26 protein-coding genes and 6 tRNA genes are annotated in these 25,963 nt (G+C 45.7%); 22 read left to right on the top strand and 10 right to left on the bottom strand.

All coding sequences use genetic code 11. From position 1 onward, the window contains the following. Positions 1–15: 15 nt before the first annotated feature. The 7 genes from A8140_RS13200 to A8140_RS13170 all read left to right on the top strand — a co-directional run bounded on the left by A8140_RS13200 (position 16) and on the right by A8140_RS13170 (position 1,959). A tRNA-Arg gene (locus A8140_RS13200) sits at positions 16–92 on the top strand. Positions 93–151: 59 nt separating this feature from the next. After that, positions 152–228 (top strand) — tRNA-Arg (locus tag A8140_RS13195). A 59-nt stretch (positions 229–287) separates the two neighbouring features. Continuing rightward, a tRNA-Arg gene (locus tag A8140_RS13190) sits at positions 288–364 on the top strand. A 59-nt stretch (positions 365–423) separates the two neighbouring features. Further along, positions 424–500, top strand: a tRNA-Arg gene (locus A8140_RS13185). Positions 501–559: 59 nt separating this feature from the next. Beyond that, positions 560–636, top strand: a tRNA-Arg gene (locus A8140_RS13180). A 59-nt stretch (positions 637–695) separates the two neighbouring features. Further along, positions 696–772 (top strand) — tRNA-Arg (locus tag A8140_RS13175). A 191-nt stretch (positions 773–963) separates the two neighbouring features. After that, on the top strand, positions 964–1,959 hold the full coding sequence (locus tag A8140_RS13170; RefSeq protein ID WP_005534093.1) for a transporter: 996 nt from the start codon (positions 964–966) through the stop codon (positions 1,957–1,959). A 73-nt stretch (positions 1,960–2,032) separates the two neighbouring features. Here A8140_RS13170 and A8140_RS13165 read toward each other — a convergent pair whose 3' ends face one another. Genes A8140_RS13165 through A8140_RS13150 form a run of 4 tightly spaced genes read right to left on the bottom strand, consistent with a single transcriptional unit; the run spans position 2,033 to position 4,691 of the window. Next, a complete protein-coding gene (locus tag A8140_RS13165) occupies positions 2,033–2,599 on the bottom strand; it encodes a hypothetical protein (RefSeq protein ID WP_005534091.1) in 567 nt (188 codons plus the stop codon). 13 nt (positions 2,600–2,612) lie between these two features. After that, on the bottom strand, positions 2,613–3,290 hold the full coding sequence (locus A8140_RS13160; RefSeq protein ID WP_005534088.1) for a C39 family peptidase: 678 nt from the start codon (positions 3,288–3,290) through the stop codon (positions 2,613–2,615). Positions 3,291–3,298: 8 nt separating this feature from the next. Further along, positions 3,299–3,622: a hypothetical protein gene (locus A8140_RS13155; RefSeq protein WP_005534085.1), complete on the bottom strand. Its 324-nt coding sequence runs from the start codon at positions 3,620–3,622 to the stop codon at positions 3,299–3,301. Between the two features lie 19 nt (positions 3,623–3,641). Continuing rightward, a complete protein-coding gene (locus tag A8140_RS13150) occupies positions 3,642–4,691 on the bottom strand; it encodes a hypothetical protein (RefSeq protein ID WP_005534083.1) in 1,050 nt (349 codons plus the stop codon). A 574-nt stretch (positions 4,692–5,265) separates the two neighbouring features. Here A8140_RS13150 and A8140_RS13145 point away from each other — a divergent pair. The 10 genes from A8140_RS13145 (at position 5,266) to luxS (ending at position 16,971) form a co-directional block, all read left to right on the top strand. Then, positions 5,266–5,907: a helix-turn-helix transcriptional regulator gene (locus A8140_RS13145; protein WP_033000407.1), complete on the top strand. Its 642-nt coding sequence runs from the start codon at positions 5,266–5,268 to the stop codon at positions 5,905–5,907. Positions 5,908–6,373: 466 nt separating this feature from the next. Then, on the top strand, positions 6,374–6,631 hold the full coding sequence (locus A8140_RS13140) for an oxaloacetate decarboxylase subunit gamma (RefSeq protein WP_005534078.1): 258 nt from the start codon (positions 6,374–6,376) through the stop codon (positions 6,629–6,631). Positions 6,632–6,664: 33 nt separating this feature from the next. Then, on the top strand, positions 6,665–8,458 hold the full coding sequence (oadA, locus tag A8140_RS13135; protein WP_005534076.1) for a sodium-extruding oxaloacetate decarboxylase subunit alpha: 1,794 nt from the start codon (positions 6,665–6,667) through the stop codon (positions 8,456–8,458). A 9-nt stretch (positions 8,459–8,467) separates the two neighbouring features. Further along, a complete protein-coding gene (locus A8140_RS13130) occupies positions 8,468–9,598 on the top strand; it encodes a sodium ion-translocating decarboxylase subunit beta (protein WP_005534074.1) in 1,131 nt (376 codons plus the stop codon). 149 nt (positions 9,599–9,747) lie between these two features. Continuing rightward, positions 9,748–10,698: an NADP-dependent oxidoreductase gene (locus A8140_RS13125; protein WP_005534072.1), complete on the top strand. Its 951-nt coding sequence runs from the start codon at positions 9,748–9,750 to the stop codon at positions 10,696–10,698. Further along, the gene (locus A8140_RS13120) at positions 10,692–11,153 is read left to right on the top strand and encodes a YqaA family protein (protein WP_005534069.1); all 462 of its coding nucleotides are present in this window, start codon (positions 10,692–10,694) and stop codon (positions 11,151–11,153) included. Before A8140_RS13125 ends, A8140_RS13120 begins: the two co-directional genes overlap by 7 nt. Before the next feature lie 9 nt (positions 11,154–11,162). Then, the gene (locus tag A8140_RS13115; RefSeq protein ID WP_033000405.1) at positions 11,163–14,006 is read left to right on the top strand and encodes a M16 family metallopeptidase; all 2,844 of its coding nucleotides are present in this window, start codon (positions 11,163–11,165) and stop codon (positions 14,004–14,006) included. Between the two features lie 163 nt (positions 14,007–14,169). Continuing rightward, positions 14,170–15,738 (top strand): glutamate--cysteine ligase, encoded by a 1,569-nt coding sequence (gene gshA / locus A8140_RS13110; RefSeq protein WP_005534065.1) that lies wholly within the window; start codon positions 14,170–14,172, stop codon positions 15,736–15,738. Positions 15,739–15,757: 19 nt separating this feature from the next. Further along, positions 15,758–16,363, top strand: a complete 606-nt coding sequence (locus tag A8140_RS13105) for a transglycosylase SLT domain-containing protein (RefSeq protein WP_005534063.1) — start codon at positions 15,758–15,760, stop codon at positions 16,361–16,363. Between the two features lie 89 nt (positions 16,364–16,452). Further along, positions 16,453–16,971, top strand: coding sequence for an S-ribosylhomocysteine lyase (luxS, locus tag A8140_RS13100; RefSeq protein WP_005534061.1), 519 nt, complete (start codon positions 16,453–16,455; stop codon positions 16,969–16,971). Positions 16,972–17,059: 88 nt separating this feature from the next. Here luxS and A8140_RS13095 read toward each other — a convergent pair whose 3' ends face one another. Beyond that, on the bottom strand, positions 17,060–18,334 hold the full coding sequence (locus A8140_RS13095; RefSeq protein ID WP_005534059.1) for an HlyC/CorC family transporter: 1,275 nt from the start codon (positions 18,332–18,334) through the stop codon (positions 17,060–17,062). 155 nt (positions 18,335–18,489) lie between these two features. Further along, on the bottom strand, positions 18,490–19,284 hold the full coding sequence (locus A8140_RS13090) for a cytochrome C assembly family protein (protein WP_005534057.1): 795 nt from the start codon (positions 19,282–19,284) through the stop codon (positions 18,490–18,492). Between the two features lie 213 nt (positions 19,285–19,497). Between A8140_RS13090 and ffh the strand changes: the two genes are divergently transcribed. From ffh to rplS, 5 genes are all read left to right on the top strand, one after another. Next, on the top strand, positions 19,498–20,880 hold the full coding sequence (gene ffh, locus A8140_RS13085; RefSeq protein ID WP_005462555.1) for a signal recognition particle protein: 1,383 nt from the start codon (positions 19,498–19,500) through the stop codon (positions 20,878–20,880). Positions 20,881–21,090: 210 nt separating this feature from the next. Then, positions 21,091–21,339 carry a 30S ribosomal protein S16 gene (rpsP, locus tag A8140_RS13080; RefSeq protein WP_004410028.1) on the top strand — a complete coding sequence of 83 codons (249 nt, stop codon included), beginning with the start codon at positions 21,091–21,093 and terminating at the stop codon, positions 21,337–21,339. Positions 21,340–21,366: 27 nt separating this feature from the next. After that, positions 21,367–21,915, top strand: coding sequence for a ribosome maturation factor RimM (gene rimM, locus A8140_RS13075; RefSeq protein WP_005534055.1), 549 nt, complete (start codon positions 21,367–21,369; stop codon positions 21,913–21,915). A gap of 27 nt (positions 21,916–21,942) precedes the next feature. Further along, complete coding sequence (trmD, locus tag A8140_RS13070) at positions 21,943–22,686, top strand: tRNA (guanosine(37)-N1)-methyltransferase TrmD (protein ID WP_005534054.1); 744 nt, start codon at positions 21,943–21,945, stop codon at positions 22,684–22,686. Between the two features lie 41 nt (positions 22,687–22,727). Further along, positions 22,728–23,081: a 50S ribosomal protein L19 gene (gene rplS / locus A8140_RS13065; RefSeq protein WP_005379971.1), complete on the top strand. Its 354-nt coding sequence runs from the start codon at positions 22,728–22,730 to the stop codon at positions 23,079–23,081. Positions 23,082–23,417: 336 nt separating this feature from the next. On the opposite strand, the gene yacG is transcribed toward rplS, so the two are convergent. The 4 genes from yacG to A8140_RS13045 form a co-directional block, all read right to left on the bottom strand. Continuing rightward, positions 23,418–23,612, bottom strand: coding sequence for a DNA gyrase inhibitor YacG (gene yacG, locus A8140_RS13060; RefSeq protein ID WP_005534053.1), 195 nt, complete (start codon positions 23,610–23,612; stop codon positions 23,418–23,420). Positions 23,613–23,674: 62 nt separating this feature from the next. Next, positions 23,675–24,415 (bottom strand): cell division protein ZapD, encoded by a 741-nt coding sequence (gene zapD, locus A8140_RS13055; RefSeq protein WP_005534051.1) that lies wholly within the window; start codon positions 24,413–24,415, stop codon positions 23,675–23,677. A 27-nt stretch (positions 24,416–24,442) separates the two neighbouring features. Continuing rightward, positions 24,443–25,057 carry a dephospho-CoA kinase gene (gene coaE / locus A8140_RS13050; protein WP_005534049.1) on the bottom strand — a complete coding sequence of 205 codons (615 nt, stop codon included), beginning with the start codon at positions 25,055–25,057 and terminating at the stop codon, positions 24,443–24,445. Continuing rightward, a complete protein-coding gene (locus A8140_RS13045) occupies positions 25,058–25,927 on the bottom strand; it encodes a prepilin peptidase (protein ID WP_005534046.1) in 870 nt (289 codons plus the stop codon). It lies immediately after the preceding gene. Between the last annotated feature and the right edge of the window lie 36 nt (positions 25,928–25,963).

Genomic DNA, 25,963 nt, shown 5'->3' with positions numbered 1-25,963 from the left:
AAATAAGACTATTGCGCGTCCTTAGCTCAGCTGGATAGAGTACCTGGCTACGAACCAGGCGGTCGGAGGTTCGAATCCTCCAGGACGCGCCACTCTTTAGGGTTTCTTTTATAGATATCCTGATATTGGGAATACCGATATCGAAAACTGCGCGTCCTTAGCTCAGCTGGATAGAGTACCTGGCTACGAACCAGGCGGTCGGAGGTTCGAATCCTCCAGGACGCGCCACTCTTTAGGGTTTCTTTTATAGGTATCCTGATATTGGGAATACCGATATCGAAAACTGCGCGTCCTTAGCTCAGCTGGATAGAGTACCTGGCTACGAACCAGGCGGTCGGAGGTTCGAATCCTCCAGGACGCGCCACTCTTTAGGGTTTCTTTTATAGATATCCTGATATTGGGAATACCGATATCGAAAACTGCGCGTCCTTAGCTCAGCTGGATAGAGTACCTGGCTACGAACCAGGCGGTCGGAGGTTCGAATCCTCCAGGACGCGCCACTCTTTAGGGTTTATTTTATAGATATCCTGATATCGGGAATACCGATATCGAAACTTGCGCGTCCTTAGCTCAGCTGGATAGAGTACCTGGCTACGAACCAGGCGGTCGGAGGTTCGAATCCTCCAGGACGCGCCACTCTTTAGGGTTTCTTTTGTAGATATCCTGATATTGGGAACACCGATGTCGAAACCTGTGCGTCCTTAGCTCAGCTGGATAGAGTACCTGGCTACGAACCAGGCGGTCGGAGGTTCGAATCCTCCAGGACGCGCCACTCTTTAGAAAAAGCCTCGCTTATGCGGGGCTTTTTTGTATCTGAGAACTGGCCCCCCTTTCTTATCGATACTGTCCTCAGTCATTCCAGCGTTTCTGTTTTAAGATTGTGCGACTTCTTGCCATCAACTCATTGCTAAACCTTCAGATCTAACCTAATCGTTTATAACCACCACAAGAAAGGATTACTCGATGTTAGGGAAGACTCTGATTGGCTGCACTCTTGGGTTGGTATGTGTAGCTCAAACCGCAAATAGCTCGGAAGGCGATGATATTCCTCAACGGGCTCAGACCGTCAGTGATGTTATAGACCGCCCAGGAGTGCTCACGCCGCGAGGACAGTGGTCATTCGACACATCACTTAGCTACACGCAAAACTCTTCAAATAAAGTCTCTGTGGTTGGTTATACCGTTTTACCAACATTGATCGTGGGACGAATTGAGGTCAGTGATGCTGATAGAACTACAGTTACGGTTGGCTTAGCCGCTCGCTATGGTTTGACCAACGCTACGGAATTGGAGGTTCGGTTGCCCTACGTTTATCGAAACGACCAGATTGCAACGCGCCCTATTCAGGACGGTTCGAATGCTGACGTGGTCAATACAACAATCGATGGTGGCGGGATGGGAGATGTTGAGCTTGCGATTCGCCACCAGTTTAATTTTGATAGTGCACCTTATTGGGTCGGTGGTTTAAGAGTCAAATCCGATACTGGGCGCTCGCCTTACGATGTTTCTATAGACGAAGGCAGTAATTCCTTTAGTGATGTGCCGACGGGATCTGGTTTTTGGAGTTTTGAACCCAACATTTCAATGATCTACCCAACAGACCCAGCGGTGCTGTATGCAAGCCTGAGCTACATCTATAACTTGGAAGAGAATGTTACTGTTGGAGATACCAAAGCAGACGTTGATCTTGGTGATACCATTGCGTTAGCGGGAGGGATGGGCTTTGCCGTCAATCCAGACTTGTCTTTTTCGCTAGGGGTAAGCCACAAAACGATTTTGAAAAGTAAAGTGAACGGCAGCTCGGCTGATGACGCGAAGTTACTTCAATTGGATGCACTGACGTTTGGTGTTAATTATGCCTTTAGCCCTAGAGCATCGCTCAACGTAAGTGCGCAAGCTGGATTAACCGAAGATACCCCAGATTTTCAATTAACGATTAGTGTGCCATTTAATCTGTAGTAGATGAATACAGAGGAATTTAAGGGTTGTTGTGATGACAGCCCCTTTTTGTACAAGCGCTTCTTGTGGGCAATTATTGGAGGTGATTCAACAGTGCGTCTTCTAGTTGCTGGTTTGCACGAATTTGATGCATTACGCCACTCACTTGCGCATCGATGTCGACCAGTGTACTTAAACCAATCACACTGTTATCTGTGGTGTTTTGAATGATGTTGATGATGCTGGAATTGATGAATTCTGAGCTAATGATATTTGGTTGATTCGGGTTCGTCACATCTGGTGAGTTTGCGCGGTTATCACTTATAAAGTTGCCTTCGCCAAATTGAATGATGTTGACGATGCCTTGATCGAGAGGGTTACCTAGATCATCTGAGCTATTGCTGCCGCTAATATTGGTAAGGTGGCCATTCTCAATAACTAAATTGGCAATGGTGGTATTTAGGATATCTTGTCCATTGATTGTGGTGGTAATACTTAATCCGATGTTGATGATGTAATCGTCAGTGACTTGAAAGCCACCACGAAGCTCGGACAACGAATTCGGTGAAAGTGGGGTTAACCCCGTTAGATCCACTTCATTCGCTAGAGAAAGTGTCGAAGTCAAAACACCGCATGTCAGAATCCACTTAGATAGCCTCATAACCACACCTCATCTAGTTCTCTCCAGCGACGGGGAGCGTAATGCTAAACACACCGAGAGAATCTCTTTGCACACCGCTTTCTAGGGGAGAGGAATGATAAATAGCAAACTTATCGTCAGTAATAAAACCAGATCGACCAACTTCAGCTTCGTTACGGATTAGAAGCACAATCCCTTGATAGTATTTCTGGAACTCTTCGTATTTCATGATCATGGTGCCCCGAGATGGATCGCCTAAGATTACGGAGTCTGCGTTCATTCCTCTGATCACCACGAAGTGCATGTAACCATCAAAATTGACGAGTGTGATCCCTGGGACCCCTACATTGCGAATCTTTTCTAATCCTACTTGAAAGCCGTCTGAGTTAAGTCCAATGGAATCGAGGTAAACTTTCATGTCTAGTAGTGAAAAGCCTTTCTCTTTGATCTTCTTTTTATCTCCCTTGTCGTACATGCTTTTAAAAATATCTTGTTCTGAAGAAGGGGTTTGATAGTGATAGGTCAATAGAGAGGCCAGTGCTGCTGAACCGCAACTGAAATCATACTGTTGACGAAATACATCACCAAATACGATTTCTTTGTAGCTTTTAACAGGCACAGAAAAATGTCCCCGATGAGGGAGAAACTCCAATGAATTGGCTGAAGCTGACAGAGCCAGCAACAGCCAAGGTAAGTTTTGCCAAACTTTCATATCAATATTTACTTGAGTGTCAGGTTAACGACGGTTGAGTTCTGGATTAGAACGTTGTTACCAGTATTCTGAATCACGCTCGATATCCCTGAACTGTCTGCGAACGCTCCTGATGAGAGTATGTTGTTTCCGCTCACGGTATTGGTCGCTACGTTATCTGAAGAAATGCCATCTACATCTGATTCTGCATAAACAAGGTCTAGCTCAACATTCTGGCCACCTCGTGCTTCATTCATTGTTTCTAGACTGACACTTTTATCAGATAACGTTATGTTTTCCGCGTGTGCGGAAAAAGCAACTATCATACCCAAGGTACACAGTGCCAAACGCATCGCTTTCTCCTAGCTTCCTTTACTCACCACCAGTAAACACACTGGCATTGGTAGCAACAGACTGTTGAATCAGTGAGTTCGCTCCGGCATTTTGTGCCACAGTTGTAATACCCGCAGCACTATCTAAACCGCCAAGGTTATTCACGTTTTCAACTTTCACTTTTGCGTCTTTCTCTCCTGCATCGTAAGTGACCGATGCTGAGTGAACTTGCCCCATCACTTCCGAGTTTGCTACGACCATATCTGTATCCATGTTGATTTGGTTGAAGCTGTCCGTGTTAGTTGTGCTTGAGTCACTGTTGTCGTTGTAGCTATCGTTTGTGCTGCTATCGCTGTTGTCGTTCGCGTAGCTTCGGTTATCGCTTTGATCACGATTATCACTTTGATCACGATTGTCCGAGTTGTTGTCAGCGTAACTACGGTTGTCACTATTGTCGTTATTACTACGTGTAGTGTTCATGCTGGAATCAGAGTTGTCGTTTGCGTAACTACTGCTGTTGTCGCTGCTATCGCTTTGGTCACGGTTATCTGATTGATCTCGGTAGTCTGCTTGGTCACGGTTATCGCTGTTGTCGTTGTAACTGCCATTCGTACTTGAGTTGGAGTTATCGTTCGCATAGCTACTGCTGTTGTCATTATTGCTTTGGTTGGTGCTCGCGTTGTGGTCACTGTTGTCGTTGTTACTACGCGTGGTGTTCATGCTTGAATCTGAATTGTCATTCGCATTATTGGTGCTACTGTTGTTGTAGCTACCGTTAGTACTTGCATTGCTACTGTCGCTGTTATCACTGTTGTCGTTGTTACTCCGAGTCGTGTTCATGCTTGAATCAGAACTGTCGTTCGCATTATTCGTACTGTTGTTGTTGTAACTACGATTTGTATTTGCATCAGCACTGCTGGCGTCATTTGTGCTGCTGTTCGTTTGTGTAGTGGTTTGTGTTGCCGTGTTTGCGCTGTTCGTCCATTGCTTATTGTCATCGCCATCATCAATACCGTTAGCAGCTAATACTGAACCACTAAAAAGAATCGCTGACATTGCGATAGCAAGCCCTGTTTTGTTAAGAGTCATGTTGATTACCCCATTTCCTGATATGTCCTAATTAAAAATGACTGCACGTAAACTTCTTGCTGCCTCCTTAACTGCGGAAGCGAGAGAATTATATGTAAGGTTTTTGGGGGGCGTTTCTTATGAATGAGAAAACTATCAGTAGTGAGTTGAATGAAGAATAGAAGCTAGCTGGCTTACTGATAAAAGCTAATTTTTATCATCAACTTAGTGAGAATAGCTCTCATTAGGGTGCTTCAAGTATGAAAATATCTAACTAATAAGGCTGAAAAAGTAGGTTTTTGCTCATCAGATGACTCAGCCTAAAATCTCAGCGGTTAAGTCGATGTTTAGACCCCTGAATTGAAGGTGTCAGTAAGAACAAGCAGTTAAATTAGGTTGGGTGGAAAGGTGTCGACTCTACATTTAAAAATGCTCAATCCTTTTGGTTATTTTACGTCGTAGGTGTGCCCGTAAAGTCAGCCTGAACTGCTATATTTTCTCTATTGATAATTTTATTGATCATCAATGTGGTGATCAGAAAACACTGGCACATGGAGGTAGGTAGTAAAGGTGTCAGCAAACAGTGGTGGATACTATGGGAACCAAGCATCTTCTCCTTCTAGCGGAGAATAATCTTCAAACCAGTTTAATAGAGGGGCAATTATCAATCGCACCTGATGTAAAAGTCAGAACGTGTTTACCAGAAGAGGCCGTCTTTCGCAGTCATACCATGAGCATCGATCTTGTACTTATTGACTATGACTTTATGAGGCGACTTGAATCCAGAGGTTTGCTCCCGGATTTTGATTTATTCGGTTGGCCGCTAATGATTCACAACGTACCAAGCAAGAGCGTTGAAAATGAATTGTTGCGATGGAAGCTACTTAAAGGCATTTTGTTACAAAGTGCTTCTGTGTCCCACATAAGTGAGAGTGTGGAATATATATTTCAAGGAGGATTGTGGTTACCAAGGGTGTATTTAGAAACGTTAATCAACAACTACCGACACTCGAATGTTTCGATGGAATGCCAACATGATTCGCTAACCAGTCGTGAGAGGCAAATTTTAGAGTTGCTGGCTTATGGAATATCAAACCAGCAGATCGCTTCACAGTTGTTTTTGTCAGAGAGTACGGTGAAAAGCCATATCTATAAGTTGTACAAGAAACTGGATGTACATTGCCGTCATGATGCTATCAAGATAGTGCGGATGAATGGGGGGTTAACCGCACAATAAGTACTCAAAAAGAATGCGTAAATAATCATAAGCTCATTCAAGAGCGGCTAGTTTAACAACCCGAGGGGCAAAGCTTTGCTCGTATCACCTTAATCGCATTTTACTTTTGGTGTGATTATTTAAGAAATAAATTGTAAACCAGTTGTTTTAATTTAGTTAAGTTGATATAGGCTTCTGTTTTTATTTTATTTTCCTCCTTAATTTAGATTGATTTTTTGAAATACCAATCGCAGTTTTTATAATCACTTTAATTTAGTGTGGTTATAAGTTAAACATTCTTATGTTCAACGATGATTTTCTCTCGAATTGTGATCTGGGTAGTGAATAAATAATCAATATTAAAGATTAATAAAAAGCTTTCTTAAACAAAATTGACAAAATTTAACCAATCGAGATAATCCATTGGTCGGGATTTGACGCTATTAGAGTCCTGCGCATTGTCAGGATGACAAAGAAAGGAAGCAACATGACAAATATAGGAAGCCTGCTAGTAGATGCGGCCACCCTGATGTTAACAGGGATGGCGGTCGTATTTATTTTCCTCACCATTCTAGTTTATCTCGTTCGGCTGATGTCCAAATTGGTACCGGAAGAAGTACCAGCGCCGATCGCAGCACCGAAAACAAATACCAAGGTTCAATCAACCTCTTCAGCTGTTAGTCCACAAGTAGTGGCGGCGATCTCGGCTGCGATTCATAAACATCGCGCCTCTGTCGCGAAGTAGCCGAAAGATAGGATTAAAAAGGAGTTTAAGAGCATGTCTAAACCACTCGCTATCACTGATGTGGTCCTTCGTGACGCCCATCAATCCCTGTTTGCTACGCGTATGCGTATCGAAGATATGCTGCCTATCGCAGCTGAGTTAGATAAGGTTGGTTACTGGTCTTTAGAGACCTGGGGTGGCGCAACATTTGATGCGTGTATCCGTTTCTTGGGAGAAGACCCATGGGAGCGTCTACGTGAGTTAAAAAAAGCAATGCCAAGCACGCCGATGCAAATGCTACTTCGTGGTCAAAACCTTCTAGGATACCGCCATTATGCTGATGACGTAGTAGAGAAGTTTGTTGAGCGTGCACACGTTAACGGAATGGATGTCTTCCGTATTTTCGACGCAATGAATGACGTACGAAACTTTCAAACGGCTGTTAAGGCTGCTGTGAATGTTGGTGCACATGCTCAGGGTACGCTGTCTTACACGACCAGCCCAGTGCATAACACAGAGACGTGGGTGGATTTAGCAAAACGCTTAGAAGACCTCGGTTGTCACTCTCTGTGTATCAAAGACATGTCTGGTTTGCTCAAGCCTTATGAAGCAGAAGAGCTGATCACTCGCATCAAAGCATCCTGTGATGTGCCTCTTGCGCTTCACTGCCATGCAACCACAGGGCTTTCTACGGCGACTGCAGTGAAAGCGGTGGAAGCGGGTATCGATATTCTTGATACTGCGATTTCGTCTATGAGTTGTACATACGGCCATACGCCTACTGAGACAGTGGTTGCGATGCTGCAAGGCACAGAGCGTGATACTAATCTGAAACTCGACCAAATCGAGCCTATCGCGGCTTACTTCCGTGAAGTACGTAAGAAATACGCCAAGTGGGAAGGTCAGCTAAAAGGTGTGGATTCACGCATTTTGATCGCCCAAGTTCCGGGTGGCATGTTGACCAACATGGAAGGTCAACTAAAAGAGCAAGGTGCTGCGGATCGTATTGATGAGGTATTGGAAGAGATCCCTCGTGTTCGTGAAGATCTTGGTTTTATCCCGCTGGTAACACCGACGTCTCAGATCGTTGGTACTCAAGCGGTAATCAACGTGCTGACAGGTGAGCGTTATAAGAGCATCACCAAAGAAACCGCTGGTGTTTTGAAGGGTGAATACGGTGCAGCGCCTGCTCCTGTTAATACAGCACTTCAAGCGAAAGTGTTGGATGGTAAAGAAGCTATTACTTGTCGTCCTGCCGATTTACTTGAAGCAGAAATGGAAAACCTAACGGTTGATTTGATGGAGAAAGCACAGTCTGATGGTATCAAGTTGGCAAGTGAGCGTGTGGATGACGTATTGACGTATGCTTTGTTCCCTCAAGTTGGCCTGAAATTCCTTAAGAATCGTGACAACCCAGATGCGTTTGAACCAGCACCAACCTTAGAAGCTGCGAAACCAGCTGCTGCACCTGCAACGCAGCCTGCTACTGGCGGTGTAGAAACCTACAGCGTGCGTGTTGATGGCCAAGTGTATGCAGTGGAGGTAGGCCCTCAAGGTCAATTAACATCTGTGACGCCAAATACAGCAACTGTACCTGCTCAACCTGCAGCGCCGAGCGCACCTGCAAATAGTGCTGCGGAAGCCGTACCAGCGCCACTTGCGGGCAACATCTTTAAAGTGAATGTTCAACCGGGTGCTGAAGTTGTGGAAGGTGACGTTCTCCTTATCTTAGAAGCGATGAAGATGGAAACTGAAGTTCGTGCAGCACGTGGTGGGGTAGTTCAAGAACTGAACGTGAAAGAAGGTGATGCCGTTACGGTTGGTTCGCCACTGTTGAGTCTAGCGTAAGGGAGTATCATGGACGGATTGATGACCCTATGGTCAGAAACAGGGATCGCTAACTTCGAGTTTGGCCAAATCTGTATGATGCTGGTTGGCTGTGCCTTGCTGTTTTTAGCGATTAAAAAAGGCTTTGAGCCCTTACTGTTATTACCAATTGGCTTTGGTGCCATCTTGGCAAACATTCCAAACGCTGGCTTTACCGATCCGGGCGGTTTGCTGTACTACGTCTACTACATCGGGATTGAATCGGGTGTATTCCCGCTGCTGATCTTTATGGGTGTCGGTGCAATGACAGACTTTGGTGCTTTGATTGCAAACCCGAAGACCTTGTGGCTGGGTGCTGCGGCACAGTTTGGTATTTTTGCGACGCTATTTGGCGCGATCTTACTGAACTATGTACCGGGTATGGAGTTCTCTATGGCGGATGCATCGTCTATCGCGATCATCGGTGGTGCAGACGGTCCGACAGCAATCTTCTTAGCGAGTAAACTGTCTCCTGATTTGCTAGGCGCGATTGCGGTTGCAGCATACAGCTACATGGCTTTGGTGCCGATCATTCAGCCGCCAATCATGAAAGCTCTAACAACCAAAGAAGAGCGTCAAATCAAGATGGCTCAGCTTCGTCACGTAGGCAAATGGGAGAAAGTATTGTTCCCACTTGCTGTACTACTAATGACGATTCTGTTCCTACCTTCGGCGACACCTCTGGTTGGTATGTTCTGTTTGGGTAACTTGATGCGTGAAGCAGGCGTCGTGGATCGCTTATCTAAAACGGCGCAAAACGAGCTGATCAACATCGTGACCATCTTCTTGGGGCTTGGGGTTGGCTCTAAGCTACAAGCCGAACAGTTCTTGAATATAGAAACGCTAGGTATCTTAGGGTTAGGTGCAGTAGCTTTCAGTATCGGTACTGGTGCAGGTGTTCTGATGGCGAAGCTTCTAAACAAGTTCTCGAAAGAAGACATCAACCCACTTATCGGTGCGGCTGGGGTTTCTGCGGTACCAATGGCGGCACGTGTTGTGAACAAGGTTGGCCTAGAAGCGAACCCGCAAAACTTCCTACTGATGCACGCAATGGGACCAAACGTAGCCGGCGTACTAGGTTCGGCCGTGGCGGCAGGTATCTTGCTGGCACTCGCAGGGTAGTCAGTAATCCTGAGTAAATTGGTTGATAATCAATGACAGAGAATTATCCACCAATTTACAAATTGGCGATTAACTTCGGCAAACAAAATGGTTTATAGTCAAAGGGATGCTTTTCGCATCCCTTTTTGTTTTCTGTCAGGGAATGGGTTATGGAACACAAACAGATAGCGATTACCGAGTTCGGCAACGTGGAAGTTCTTGCAATTCAAACTGCGTCAACGCCGACGCCTCAAGCAGGGGAAATCCTCGTTAAAGTGGCTTATTCAGGCGTCAATCCTATTGATGTAAAAACACGAGCAGGACTCGGCTGGGCTGCCGCGCAAAACAAAGATAACTTACCTTGGGTTCCCGGTTATGACATCTCTGGCAAAGTCGAGTCATGTGGAGAGGGGACATCGCGCTTTAATGAAGGTGATGAGGTGGCCGGGTTTATTGGCTTCCCAGTTCGAGGTGGTGGCTATAGTCAATATGTTTGTGTTCCCGAATCGGAGCTGAGTCATGTACCGAATACCGTGACATTAGAAGCAGCAGCGGCGCTACCCTTAGCTGGGCAAACGGCGGCTCAAGCATTAAGCAAAGCCAATGTGACGGAAGGCGACCGCGTTTTAATTCTTGCTGGTGCGGGTGGTGTTGGTCATATAGCGGTACAAATTGCAGTAGCGACGAAAGCAGAAGTGTTTACCACTTGTAGTGAACGAAATTTAGACTACCTCGCCACACTTGGCGCTCACGCAGTGAACTATCAATTTGCCCCAGTGTCAGAACGTGTTGAAGATGTGGATGTTTTGATTGATCTTGTTGGTGGCGATGCTGCTTTAGATGCCCTCAAATGTTTGACTGATAACGCTCGTGTCATTACGGTGCCTACCATTACCGCAGAGCTGATTTGTGAAAAAGCTAAACTATTGGGTTTTGAAGCCAGCGCTATGTTAGTCGAGCCTGAACGTGAGCAACTAGATACCCTACTTAACATGGTTGGGGTTGGATTGCTGAAAACTGAAATACAGCAGGTTTATCCGATGAATGAGGTTATTGAAGCTCACAAACAAGTTGAGTCGGGGCGGACGCGAGGCAAGGTCTTGCTTGATATGACATGTTAGAGGCATTTAATGCTGCCTTTGAAAACTTAGCACTCTGGTTCTCTGACTCCGCATTATGGGTGTTGTTCATGACAGGCTTTCTCAGCGCCACTTTATTACCTGGTGGCTCTGAGGCTGGATTGATTGCCACCTTATCGTTAAACCAATACTCAGTTTCTTCCATCATTATTGTTGCCACCATTGGTAATACCCTTGGCGGTCTTACTAACTATTGGCTTGGGTTGTGGATTCCAAATAAAACCCAAGATGAGAAGCACGCTCATACCGCATTGAAGTGGTTATCCGAATATGGGTATTGGGGATTGTTTTTTAGCTGGTTACCAGTGATTGGTGACCCGCTATGTTTAGCGGCAGGATGGTTAAGGATGAAATTTCTGCCGTGTTTGGTTCTTATATTTTTAGGCAAAGCCGCAAGGTATAGCTTGTTGGCCGCCATCTATCTCGGTTTATTTTAAGGAAAGCGCATGAGAATGTTTTGGGTAAGCGCGTGCTCACTATTAGTGATCACGGGCTGTGCATCAAACTCCCCTGTATCATCATTGCCTGATGGAGTTACTTTCGTCGAGTCATCGAAAGCGGAAGAAGGCAAAGTGAAAATCCCATACCAGAAATATCAACTCGATAACGGCCTTACGGTGATTCTGGCACCAGAAGATTCAGACCCATTGGTTCACGTTGATGTGACTTACCACGTAGGTTCAGCACGTGAAGAAATTGGTAAGTCAGGTTTTGCTCATTTCTTTGAGCACATGATGTTCCAAGGCTCTGAGAATGTGGGGGATCAAGAGCACTTCAAAATTATTACGGAAGCGGGTGGCACACTAAACGGCACCACTAACCGTGACCGCACTAACTACTTCGAAACCGTACCAGCTAACCAGCTAGAGAAAATGCTGTGGTTAGAGTCGGATCGTATGGGCTTCCTGTTGGATGCGGTATCGCAGCGTAAGTTTGAGATCCAACGCTCTACTGTGAAGAACGAACGTGCCCAACGTTACGATAACCGTCCGTATGGTTTGATGTGGGAACGTATGGCTGAAGCGCTGTACCCTGAAGGTCACCCATATTCATGGCAGACGATCGGTTATGTTGAAGATCTTGATCGCGTTGATGTGAACGATCTGAAAGCTTTCTTCCTACGTTGGTATGGTCCAAACAACGCGGTATTGACCATTGGTGGCGATATCGATGTTGAACAAACGCTAGCGTGGGTGAATAAATACTTCGGCTCTATCCCTCGTGGTCCTGAGGTTGAAAATGCACCGAAGCAGCCTGCGAAACTAGCAGAAAGCAAGTTCATCACCCTAGAAGACCGTATTCAGCAACCTATGGTCATGGTGGCATGGCCGACAACCTACAACGGTGAAGCAAATCAAGCGTCGCTAGATACGCTATCAAGTGTACTAGGTAGTGGTACTAACAGTGTGCTTTATCAAGACTTAGTTAAAACCCAGAAAGCAGTCGATGCAGGATCGTTCCATGATTGTGCTGAGCTGTCGTGTAACTTCTATGTCTACGCGATGGGAGACTCTGGTGACAAAGGCGATCTTACTAAGTTGTATGATGAGTTGATGGCATCGCTGGATAAGTTTGCCAAAGGCGGCGTAACCAAAGATCGCCTTGAACAATTGAAAGGCAAAACGGAAGCTGATGCGATTTTTGCTCTAGAAAGTGTGAAAGGTAAAGTAACGCAACTGGCGTCGAATCAAACGTTCTTTGGTAAACCGGATCTGATTGAAGAGCAACTTGAACAGCTTCGTGCGGTGACGCCTGAATCCGTTGAGAAAGCATACAGTGATTTCATTCAAGGTAAGAACAAGGTAACGCTGAGCGTTGTGCCACGTGGTAAGACCGAACTTGCGGTAAAACCTGCGACGTTTGTGACACCAAAGCGTACTTTGCCAGAGTACGAAAAGATCACTGATGACCAATTGGCGTACCGTCGAGCGACGGATAACTTCGATCGTTCTGTGCAGCCGCCTGCAGGTGCGCCAGTAGAAGCAACCATGCCGAAGTTGTACGACATCCACTTCAAGAATGGCTCTGAGTTACTGGGGACCATGAGCAGCGAGACACCAACAGTGACCATGCAGTTTAGTTTGCCAGCAGGGACACGATTCGTTGAGAAAGGTAAAGAGGGTCTTGCTCAGTTGACCGCGGCGATGCTGCAAGAAGGCACGACAAAACATTCAGCTGAAGAAATTCAAGCAGAGCTGGACAAGTTAGGCAGTGTGATTGCTGTTGATGCGACGGGGTATACCACAGACATCAGCGTTTCTTCTCTGGAGAAAAACCTAGCGCCAACGCTAAAGATTGTCGAAGAAATGTTGCTATCGCCAGCATTTAAGCAAGAAGACTTCGACCGCGTAAAAGCTCAAGCACTAGAAGGTTTGGTGTATGAACATCAAAAACCAAGCTGGATGGCATCGCAGGCAAGTCGCCAAGTGCTGTATGGCGATTCTATCTTTGCGCGTCCAAAAGATGGCACCAAAGCAGGATTGAAGGCTCTGACGCTGGATGATGTGCGTGACTTCTATTCGAAGCACTACACGCCACAAAGTGCCCAGATCATTGCGGTTGGTGACATCAATAAAGTAGATGTAGAGAAGCAGTTGTCTTTCTGGGCGAACTGGGAAGACGAAGCAGCACCATTGTATGCGCCACAAGCTATCGCGCCATTGGGTTCGCAAAAAGTACATTTGGTTGATAAGCCAGGCGCACCACAGAGTGTCGTCATGATGGTTCGTCAAGGTATGCCTTACGATGCTACGGGTGATTTCTATTTGGGACAGCTGGCAAACTTTAACTTAGCGGGTAACTTTAATAGCCGTATCAACCAAAACCTTCGCGAAGACAAAGGCTACACTTATGGTGCTTATGGTTATTTCTCCGGCAACGTAGAAACAGGTTCTGTTGTCTTTACAGCGCAAGTACGTGCAGATTCGACGGTTGCGTCTATCATCGAGATGGAGAATGAGTTGAACGAGTTCTCACAATCGGGCATGACTGACGATGAATTGAAATTTATGCGCCAAGCGGTCGGTCAAAAAGATGCACTGAAATACGAGACGCCAACACAGAAAGGCAAACTCATCAGTGATATTTTGAAATACAACCTAGATAAAGATTACTTACAGCAACGCAACGCTATTGTTGAGACTGTCGATAAAAAGACGCTCAACGCTCTAGCTGAAAAATGGTTCGACCCGAATGACTATCAGATAGTCGTTGTCGGGGATGCGAAATCCCTTCGCCCTCAACTAGAAAAGTTAGGGAAAGACGTGGAAGAGCTTGAAATCATTCGATAGAGTACACATTTAATAGCGGAGAGGAGACTCTCCGCTATTCGTTTCTAACTAGATAAATGACTTTTTGATGGGTTATTTATCTAGATGGATTATATATCAATAACTTAGCTTTCACTTGCCACGCTTGGCGAGTGTCCTGCTCCCAATATAAGCGAACCTCATTTTGACTGATTTTGCTGCGCGACTAAAACAAGTTGCATCAAACCCAGAAGTATTTAAGCAGTTTGGACGCGGTGTTGAGCGAGAAACTTTGCGCTATCGTCAGGATGGACACCTAGCAACAACACCTCATCCAGAGGGTTTGGGCTCAGCGTTCACAAACAAATGGATCACGACCGACTTTTCTGAGTCCCTACTGGAATTTATTACGCCAGTATCACACGAGATCCCTGAATTAATGGGGCAGTTGAAAGACATTCATCACTTCACGCAAACCAAAATGGGTGAAGAGAAAATGTGGCCACTTTCAATGCCATGTTACGTGGGTAGCGAGGATGATATTCAGCTCGCTCAGTATGGCTCATCAAACTCAGCAAAAATGAAAACGCTTTACCGTGAAGGCCTAAAACGCCGTTACGGTAGCTTGATGCAAATTATCTCGGGCGTGCATTTTAACTTCTCTTTCCCTGAGTCATTTTGGGACGCCTTGCATGGTGAACAAGATGAAGAAGCACGCCAAGACACGAAATCAGACGCGTACTTTGCGCTGATTCGTAACTACTACCGCTTTGGCTGGATGATCCCGTACTTCTTTGGTGCGTCACCGGCACTGTGTGGCTCGTTCATTCAAGGTCGTGAAACCGATCTTCTATTTGAAAAAATTGGCGGGACTTTATTCCTACCAAAAGCGACCTCTCTGCGTCTAAGTGATCTCGGTTACACCAACAGTGCGCAAAGCGTGCTTAAGATTGGCTTTAATTCTATCGGCCAGTATCTTGATGGTTTAAGTGACGCGATTCGACGTCCATCCGAAGAGTTTGCTGAGATTGGCGTGAAAGTGGATGGTGAGTACCGTCAGCTGAACTCAAACATTCTGCAAATTGAGAATGAACTTTACGCCCCAATTCGTCCGAAGCGCGTAACGAAGAGCGGTGAAAAACCTTCTGAAGCCTTGCAGCGTGGTGGTGTGGAATACATTGAAGTTCGCTCGTTAGATGTGAACCCATTCAGTGCCGTTGGCGTGAGTGAAGAGCAAGTACGCTTCCTTGATTTATTCCTAACGTGGGCAGCGCTTTCTGACTCAGACCCAATGGACAACTGTGAACTTGAATGCTGGCGTGACAACTGGAACAAGGTGATTGTCTCTGGTCGTGAGAAAGGCTTGATGCTGCAAATCGGCTGCCAAGGCGAGCGTCTATCTCTGCAAGATTGGGCACACCGAGTGTTCGCTGATCTTCGCCAGATTGCGGTTGAAATGGATAGTGCGGCTGGTGGTAATGCGTACCAAGCGGTGTGCGACAAACTAGAATCTTGGATTGATGAACCAGAGCTGACCATTTCTGGCCAACTGCTTGAATTAACAAAAGAGCACGGCGGTTTAGGTAAAGTGGGTTGTGCGCTTGGCATGAAGTTCCGTGAAGAAAACCTAGCACACAGCTATGAGCAATATTCAGCTGACGCTATGGAAACGGAAGTTGCGACATCGGTAGAGAAGCAAAAACAAGCAGAGCAAAGTGATACGTTATCTTTCGATGATTTCTTAGAAGATTACTTTGCTTATCTAAAACAATAATCAGTAGTAAGGACAGGGATTGGACATTAAGCCGTTAGTCGTGTCTGTGCTTGGGAGCGTGATTTTAGCCGGTTGTGCGACTGCGCCCCCAAAGCAACAAGACAACCTATGTGAAATATTCCGAGAAAAATCTGGTTGGTATGAAGATGCCAAAGATATGGAAGAAGAGTGGGGCACGCCAATCAACGTGGCCATGGCGATCATCAAGCAAGAAAGTAGTTTTCGCCACGATGCTCGACCACCAAAAGATTACATTCTTGGCTTTATTCCATGGGGGCGTGTAAGCAGCGCATACGGCTACGCTCAGGCTCAAGATCCTGCTTGGGATGATTTCCAAGATGCAACGGGACAAGGCGGTTCACGTACTAACTTTGACGACTCCATGATGTTTGTTGGTTGGTATACCCATGAAACTCGTCGCCAATTGGGCATCTCGTTGTGGGATCCTTACAACCAGTACCTTGCCTATCACGAGGGGCGTGGCGGATACAAACGTGGATCTTATAACAGCAAACCAAGCTTGATTAAGGTTGCAAGACGCGTAGAGCAAACCGCAAAGACATATGGCTGGCAGCTGAAACAATGCCGTCAGGAATTAGAAGACAACAGCGGCTGGTTCTTTTAGCTCATCTAATTGACTTTTAGGTGAGGGAATGAACAAAAAATAACGACCAATACTCGAGAGTGTTGGTGATTACAATCAGGAGAGATGTAATGCCTTTATTAGACAGCTTTACCGTAGACCACACGCGTATGAATGCACCAGCGGTTCGTGTGGCTAAAACGATGCAAACTCCAAAAGGAGACACCATCACGGTATTCGACCTACGTTTCACTGCTCCAAACAAAGACATCCTTTCTGAGAAAGGAATTCATACATTAGAGCACTTGTACGCAGGCTTTATGCGTAATCACCTAAATGGTGATAGCGTTGAGATAATTGATATCTCACCAATGGGTTGCCGTACTGGTTTCTACATGAGCTTGATTGGTACGCCTTCAGAGCAGCAAGTGGCTGACGCTTGGATTGCCGCGATGGAAGACGTACTAAAAGTAGAAGACCAAAACAAGATCCCTGAGTTGAACGAATACCAATGTGGTACAGCAGCGATGCACTCTCTGGATGAAGCGAAGCAAATCGCGAAGAACATTCTAGAAGCGGGTGTGGCGGTGAATAAGAATGATGAATTGGCACTGCCAGAGTCAATGCTGAAAGAGCTACGTATCGACTAACTTAGTTTTTAGTTTCGACAGCTGAAAACAAAAGAGCCTGACAATGTCAGGCTCTTTTTTGTTGATTGGAATATTGGAAGAGGTGTACTTAACTGCTCTGTTTCAGCTTTGGATACACCTTCACCAGCTTGATTCGGTTCTCTTCAATATCGACAATTTCCATTGGATGCCCAGCGACTTGAACGCTTAAGTGGCTCTCTGGAATATCTTCTAAATGCTCCAGAATCAGACCATTCAAAGTTCGTGGGCCGTCGGTTGGTAGTTTCCACTTCAAGCCTTTGTTGATATCACGAATGTTGGCGCTGCCTTCAATCAAGAAGCTGCCATCACCTTGCGGAGTAATTTCTTCCGATAAACTTGGTGCGATAGAAGTGGTAAATTCGCCAACGATCTCTTCCAAGATATCTTCCAACGTCACCAGACCGTTAATGTCGCCATACTCATCGACAATCAAACCGATACGCTGTTTGTTGCGTTGAAACTTCAACATTTGCACGTTCAGAGGTGTGCCCTCTGGAATGTAGTACACCTCATCGGCAGCACGCAGTAGTGTTTCTTTGTTGAATTCGTTCTTTTCTAGCATCAAGCGGTACGCTTCACGAAGGCGCAGCATGCCAACCACTTCATCAATCTGATCACGGTACAGCACAATACGGCCATGAGGAGAGTGAGTCAGCTGGCGGACGATAGATTTCCAATCGTCATTGATATCGATCCCCGTGATCTCATTACGTGGCACCATGATGTCGTTCACGGTGACGTGCTCCAGATCCAAAATCGAAACCAGCATGTCTTGGTGGCGACGAGGAATGAGGCCGCCCGCTTCGTTGACCACGGTACGCAGTTCTTCTGAGCTTAAGTGATCCTCAGTGGTGTGATCTGCTTTCACACCAATCAAACGAATAAAGCCATTGGTAATGAAGTTCACCAACATCACCAGTGGTGACAGTATCTTCATCAGAATGGTAAGAAGGATACTACTTGCGTAAGAAACACGCTCTGGGTAAAGCGATGCGATGGTTTTCGGCGTGACTTCGGCAAACACCAAGACAACCATGGTGAGTGCACCTGTTGCTATCGCGACACCTAAATCACCATACAAACGCATACCAAGAATGGTTGCGATGGCAGAGGCTAGGATATTCACGAGGTTGTTGCCGATAAGGATGAGACCAATCAGGCGATCTGGGCGGTCTAGTAGTTTTTCGACTCGCTTGGCCCCTTTATGCCCATTATTGGCTAAGTGCTTTAAGCGGTAGCGGTTCAAAGACATCATCCCTGTTTCAGAACCGGAGAAGTAACCTGATATGACGATAAGACACGCGAGTAGCGCAAATAAGATACCCGTAGATATGTCGTCCAAAACGCTGCTGTTCCTTGTATGTGCTTGGTTAATTTATGACCGAGCTTGGCCATTAAGTCAATGGAATAAGGGGTACTCTATTTTATTTGCCCATCAATATAAAGAATAAGGAGCACAAGGTTCCTTATTAATTGCAATTTTATAGATGGAGAACATCAACTTAAAATGATCTCTTTCACAAAGCGACTACCGAAGTATGCCAAGGTTAACAATGTCGCTCCCGCAACGGCAAACCAGGTAACCTTCTTACCACGCCAGCCTTTCTGGTAGTGCCCCCAAAGCAGAATCGAGTACACAATCCAAGCGATGAAAGAAAGAATGCCTTTGTGTGCTTTACCCTGGGCAAACATGTCTTGCACAAAGATAAAGCCAGTCAATAGAGTGCCTGTCAGTAGCAAGTTACCAATCAATATAATCTTGAACAGTTGGCGCTCAACCATCATTAAAGGTGGCAAGTTCGGGTTGATTGCTAATGACTTCTTCGCTTTAAGCTTGTGATCGAGCCACGCCAATTGCAGTGCGTAAAGCGCACCAATGGTTAAAGTCGCGTAGGAGAACAACGCAAAAGAAATGTGAATAAGTAGCTTAGGGTCGTTTTCTAAATGCTTAATAAAGGTGCTTGGTAAGAACGTAGCAGCAGTTAAATTGATGGCAGCAAAGCTATAAACCACAGGAAGAAGGAACCATAGGCGGTTCTTTAGCATCGCCACACTCATTACCAGCGAGATGATAAAGCTGATCAAAGAGGCAACATTAAGAATGCTGAGGTTTTGTCCTGAACCGTCGAAAATCAGATCACTCAGAATCCAAGCGTGAAAAACCAACGCACATGCCGCGCTGGCAAATACGGTTTTCGCTTTGATTCCAGACTGCTGAGAGAGTCCGGGAATGATGGTCGCAATTGCCAAAACGTAAAGAATGGCGGCTGCGATGGCAATTAAGCTATCCATGAATCTTAAGAGTTATTGTGCACAATGGTGAAAATTATACCTTGCATTACTCTTTGGGGCTATGGGCGATGCCTCATCAATCACGAGAGATGAGATATTGAAATTAACGAGTTAGCCCTCAAGTTAAGGATAAGAGCAGTGTTCGGGTATGACTGTGACGTTGGCTAAGGTATACTCACACTAATTAATCGCCATTTTAGCGAAGAGACAAAGATGTTTGAGAATTTAACGGATCGATTATCCAAAACGCTGAAGAATATCAGTGGCAAAGGTCGTCTGACCGAAGACAACATTAAAGAAACCCTACGTGAAGTACGCATGGCACTATTGGAAGCGGACGTTGCGCTTCCTGTTGTACGTGAATTTGTAAACCGCGTTAAAGAAAAAGCGGTTGGCGTAGAAGTTTCTAAATCCCTAACGCCGGGCCAAGAATTCATCAAGATCGTTCAAGCTGAGCTTGAAGCGGTAATGGGTGAGTCTAACGAAGCGCTTAACCTAGCAGCACAGCCGCCAGCAGTACTTTTGATGGCAGGTCTACAAGGTGCGGGTAAAACCACATCGGTAGGTAAGCTATCTAAGCTTCTGAAAGAGCGCGATAAGAAGAAAGTCTTGGTTGTGTCTGCCGACGTTTACCGTCCTGCGGCGATCAAACAGCTAGAAACCCTAGCATCAGACATCGGTGTCGACTTCTTCCCATCTTCACCAGATCAAAAGCCACTTGATATTGCTAACGCAGCAATTGATCACGCGAAGAAGAAATTCTACGACGTATTGATTGTCGATACCGCGGGTCGTTTGGCTATCGATGAAGAAATGATGGGTGAGATTAAAGATCTTCACTCTGCGATTAACCCGGTTGAGACGCTGTTCGTTGTTGATGCAATGACAGGTCAAGATGCTGCGAACACAGCAAAAGCATTCGGTGATGCGTTACCGCTAACTGGTGTGATTCTGACTAAAGTGGATGGTGATGCACGTGGTGGTGCGGCGCTATCGGTTCGTCATATCACGGGTAAGCCAATCAAATTCCTAGGTGTGGGTGAAAAGACCGACGCACTAGAACCGTTCCACCCTGATCGTGTTGCATCGCGTATTCTAGGCATGGGTGACGTACTGTCACTGATTGAAGACCTACAACGCAATGTTGACCAAGAAAAAGCAGAGAAACTAGCGAAGAAGTTCAAAGAGAAGAAAGGTTTTGACCTTGAAGACTTCCGTGAACAGCTAGGTCAGATGCAAAACATGGGTGGCATGATGGGCATGCTAGATAAGCTACCAGGTATGTCTCAGCTACCATCAGACGTAAAAGACAAAGTCGATGACAAGATGTTCAAGCAAATGGAAGCGATCATCAGCTCAATGACAATGAAAGAACGTCAACGTCCTGAAATCATCAAAGGTTCGCGTAAAAAGCGTATCGCTGCAGGTTCAGGTGTACAGGTTCAAGACGTTAACCGTCTACTGAAGCAGTTCACCCAAATGCAGAAGATGATGAAGAAAATGCAGAAGGGCGGCATGAAAGGCATGATGCGTAACATGCAAGGCATGATGGGCGGTATGGGTGGCGGCGGTGGCTTCAACCCATTTGGTCGTTAAACGATTGCCTAGACTTTAGTTTCAGGGTGTTAGCTACATCACAAACTTGAATTTCAATTTATGTTGGTGAAAAAGTAACTAAACCCCTTGCATTGCTCCGGGATAAGAGTAAAATTCCGGAGCTTTATTTTGGCACGAGACCCCAGGTTGTTCAGCTTTTTGGACGATTATTGGGGTTAATTTTATTTTTGAGAAAGCAAAGAGGACGACATGGTAACCATTCGTTTGGCACGTCACGGCGCTAAAAAGCGTCCATTTTATCAAATCGTAGTAGCGGACAGCCGCAACGCTGCAACTGGCCGTTTCATCGAGAAAGTTGGTTTCTTTAACCCAACAGCACAAGGTCAAGAAGAAGGTCTACGTCTAGACCTAGACCGCGTTAACCACTGGGTTGGCCAAGGCGCGTCTCTATCTGACCGCGTTGCTAAGCTAGTTAAAGACGCTCAAAAAGCGGCTTAATTTTACTTTAGAAGTAGAAACTAGTTTATGTCGATGAAAGGTAAAGAAACAATGAGCAACGAAAAGATTGTTGTAGGCAAGTTTGGTGCTACTTACGGCATTCGTGGTTGGCTTAAAGTTTTTTCCTACACAGACAATGCTGAAAGCATTTTCGATTACAGCCCTTGGTTTATTAACCAAAAGGGTACGTGGGTTGAGTACAAAGTAGAAAGCTGGAAGCGCCATAACAAAGGTATGGTGGCTAAGCTGGAAGGTCTGGATATTCGCGAAGACGCGCATTTACTGACCAACTTTGAAATTGCTATTGACCCTGCGGTACTGCCTGAATTGTCAGAAGATGAGTTCTACTGGCGTGAATTATTTGGGATGCAAGTAGTAACCACTAAAGGTTACGATCTAGGTGTCGTATCTGACATTCTAGAAACTGGCTCAAACGATGTTCTGGTTGTTAAAGCAAATCTAAAAGATGCTTTCGGGCAGAAGGAACGATTAATTCCGTTCCTTGAAGAGCAAGTGATCATCAAAGTTGATCGCGAAGCTCAACGGATCGAAGTTGACTGGGATCCTGGATTCTAATCTCCAAAATTACAGAGCGAGATAAACATGTGGGTTGGCGTTATTAGCCTTTTTCCTGAAATGTTCCGTTCTGTTACTGATTTTGGGGTAACAGGTCAAGCGGTTAAAAAAGGTCTTTTGTCGATTGAGACTTGGAATCCTCGTGATTTCACTCACGACAAACATCGCACTGTCGATGACCGACCTTACGGTGGTGGTCCTGGTATGTTAATGATGGTTCAGCCTTTGCGCGATGCCATTCATACCGCGAAAGCAGCCTCACCGGGTAAGACGAAAGTCATTTACCTTTCTCCTCAAGGTCGCAAGCTCGACCAGAAAGGAGTCGAAGAACTGGCAACGAATGAGAATTTACTTCTGATTTGTGGTCGTTACGAAGGGGTAGATGAGCGCATCATTCAATCTGAAGTCGACGAAGAATGGTCGATTGGTGATTTTGTGATGACGGGTGGTGAGATACCAGCCATGACGTTGATCGATTCTGTCTCTCGGTTTGTTCCGGGTGTATTAGGGGATTTCGCGTCAGCAGAAGAAGATTCTTTTGCAAATGGCTTGTTAGATTGCCCTCACTATACGCGTCCAGAAGTATTGGATGACAAAGAGGTACCAACGGTACTGATGTCAGGCAATCACAAGGATATTCGTCAATGGCGACTAAAACAGTCGCTGGGCCGAACTTGGCTTAGAAGACCAGAGCTCCTGGAAAACCTAGCTCTGACTGACGAACAGGAACAATTACTTGCTGAGTTCATTAGTGAACATAACGCAAAGTAACCTAATTTATTTAGTATCAGTTTATTCTAGGAATTTAAAAAATGAGTAACATCATCAAAGCTCTTGAAGAAGAGCAAATGAAATCAGACCTACCTAAATTTGCACCAGGTGACACTGTTGTAGTTCAGGTTAAAGTTAAAGAAGGTGACCGTGAGCGTCTACAGGCTTTCGAAGGCGTTGTAATCGCAATCCGTAACCGTGGTCTTCACTCTGCTTTCACTGTACGTAAGATCTCTAACGGTGAAGGTGTTGAGCGTACGTTCCAAACACACTCTCCAATCGTTGATAGCATCGAAGTTAAACGCCGTGGTGCAGTACGTCGTGCCAAGTTGTACTACCTACGTGAGCGTTCTGGTAAGTCTGCTCGTATCAAAGAGAAACTTGCTAAGAAGTAATGCTATAACTAGCGTTCTCATAGTAAACGGAGCCCATCTGGGCTCCGTTTTTTTATGTGCGAAAAAGGGCGCAGTGCTGAGGGAACGGACTTCGTCTTCGAGAATCGGGAACGCTACGCTTCGAGATTTGAGAGCGCATCGCTTTAGGAGCCGAGAGGTGTGGTTGGATGGTTAGTGCAAGAAATTTGGTCTCGAGGGTATTGACAGAACTTGTCCTTAGAAAGACAACATGAACCGAATCCCGAAAAACAAAAAGGGCCGATGCTCTCACATCAACCCTTCTCTTTATTTTCGAAGCGTAGCGCTGTCGTATCTCGACTCTAGCCTCTCAATTCTTTAGTACTGATCTTCAGACCAACCATCGCTGTCCGACATATCCGGAGCACCAGCAATGGTATTTTCTTCATCAGCCCATTCGCCAAAATCAATCATCTGGCACTGCTTGCTACAAAAAGGGCGGTGAGGACTTTGCTCGCCCCATTCAACGTCTGCGCCACATTGTGGGCATGGAACGACAGTAATTTTAGACATCGTCATTCGTCCTATTTATTCGGTGTTCAAAGGTATTAAGGCAATAGTAGTGCGTGTTGTGCTTAGCTACAAACCGCAAGTTCAAACTCGACGTCTTGCGTGCAAGCTTGACCACTTTCAAAGGCCATGAATTTGATGGCAAAACGGTTCTTATGACCCGAAATCATCGGGTAAACACCGTATTCCATTGGGATGTGTAAACGTAGGATATTGGCTTCATCCGCGTCACTTTGGAAGAACCCTGCGCGAGCGATTTGGGCTTTAAAATGGCCTGTTTCACGAGTCAGTTTCAGCCATAAAGCTAAGGCATCAGAGAGCGGCTTTAAGCTTGCTTGCCACTGGTCAGCATCGTGCTTTTTACGCTCAATCGGTAAGTGAAGCCAGTAATGCAAAGCAGGTAGGTCGAAACAACATGAACCACCCGGTAAGTTAAAACGCTGGCGGATTGAGCTTAAGAAACGATCTTCCTTAAGTGCTTGACCGAAACGCTCAGCCGTCATCAGTTGGCTATGAACGACATCGATCTCATTAAGCAGCTCGCCAAGTGCCTGTTGGTCGACACCATCAACATTTAACCAGTTACGATAAGCTAAACGCTGCTTCTCTAGATCTTTTGCCAACTCGCTTTTCAGCTGGATCTGCTCAAAGATTTCGACCATATCGAAAAGCGCGCGGAAGAAGAGCTGATATTGGTGGTTATCAGCAAAACTTGAGGCTAGATGAGCCTGACGCAGCAAAGACTCAACTCTTAAATAGATGCGAGTTTTTTCATTTAACGGATGTTCAAATTTGTGCGTGGTCATCGACATTAGCCTTGGTGAGTTTCATTCCTATTTTCGCAGATTTTTCTTACACATGGCTAGGTACTTTTCGTGTAAATCTGTGATTTGAAGCAAAAGATCTGGGTCATCTGGATTATTCTTCACCACATCATCCGCCAGAGCAAGCCGTTGCTCACGAGAAGCCTGGGACGCCAAGATCGCATTTGCCTGCTCTTCGCTTGCGTTATCGCGTTTTACAGTTCTGGAGATCTGGGTTTGTGGGTCAACATCGACGACAAGAACTCGATCACATAAGCTATCAAGCTTGTTCTCTACCAATAAAGGTACAACCAAGAGGGCATAGTCCGATGTGACTTGCTCCAAATCTTCGATCATCTTTTCACGAATCATCGGATGCAATAAACCATTAAGCCATGTTTTCTCTTCTGGGTTAGAGAAGATCTTTTCTCTTAATTTGGCTCTATCAAGTGTCTGATCATCGCGGACGATATCGGCACCGAAGTGCTCAATGATGGCATTTAGCCCTGGAGTTCCTGGCTCCACGACTTCGCGAGCCACGATATCAGCATCGACAATGTCGATCTTGAACTGCTGTTTGAATAGGTTTGCCACCGTAGTCTTGCCACTTGCAATACCACCAGTAAGGCCAATAACGAAAGCCATTTACACTCCTAGAATCGACGTAAAGTACCAGTTGAGGATTTGATGGCCCCAAATTAGGCTCACCCAGCCAGCAATCGCAAGGTAAGGGCCGAAAGGAAAGGCTTTCTCGATACCTTGTTTTTGCAAGCGCAGTTGGATAAGACCAAAGATGACGCCAACCACCGAAGAGAGCAAAATGATCATCGGTAGAGATTGCCAACCCAGCCAAGCGCCCAATGCCGCGAGGAGTTTAAAGTCACCATAGCCCATGCCTTCTTTGCCTGTTATAAGTTTAAACAGCCAGTAAACACTCCAAAGACACAGATAGCCTGCCATTGCACCAATGATAGAATCTTGTAGGCTGACAGGACTGATACCAGCAAAAGCAAGTGCGATACCTGCCCACATCAATGGTAGAGTCAGTTGGTCTGGCAACAACATGGTATCGAGGTCGATAAACGTGGCAGCAATCAATACAAAGGTAAAGAAAACCAGCGCTACAGTGAAGTAGCTAAAACCGAAATGAAAAGCGATAAAACCCGAACAAAACGCAGTAAGCAGTTCAATAAGAGGGTAGCGAGCACTGATGGGCGCTTGGCAGTTGTGGCACTTGCCTTTCAGTAATAGCCAGCTAATTACCGGAATATTGTCACGAATGCGAATTTGCATGCCGCATTGCTGACAAGATGAGCGCGGTACGCTTAACGTCAGCGTCTCTTTGGGTGGTTCAATCTTATATTCAGGGAAGGATTCAGCGCACTCACGTCGCCATTCTAGTTCCATGATCTTGGGTAAACGGTAAATAACCACGTTGAGGAAACTACCCACAATCAAACCGAAAATTGTGGCAAACACAACGAATAGCCATGGGTAGTACTGGAATACTTCCATATCTGTCTCTTGAGCGATGAATCAAATAAGCAAGAT

It is taken from the genome of Vibrio campbellii CAIM 519 = NBRC 15631 = ATCC 25920 (assembly GCF_002163755.1).
GTDB lineage: Bacteria > Pseudomonadota > Gammaproteobacteria > Enterobacterales > Vibrionaceae > Vibrio > Vibrio campbellii.
The sequence above is the reverse complement of the archived record's forward strand: the minus strand, read 5'-3'. Positions and strand labels throughout refer to the sequence as shown.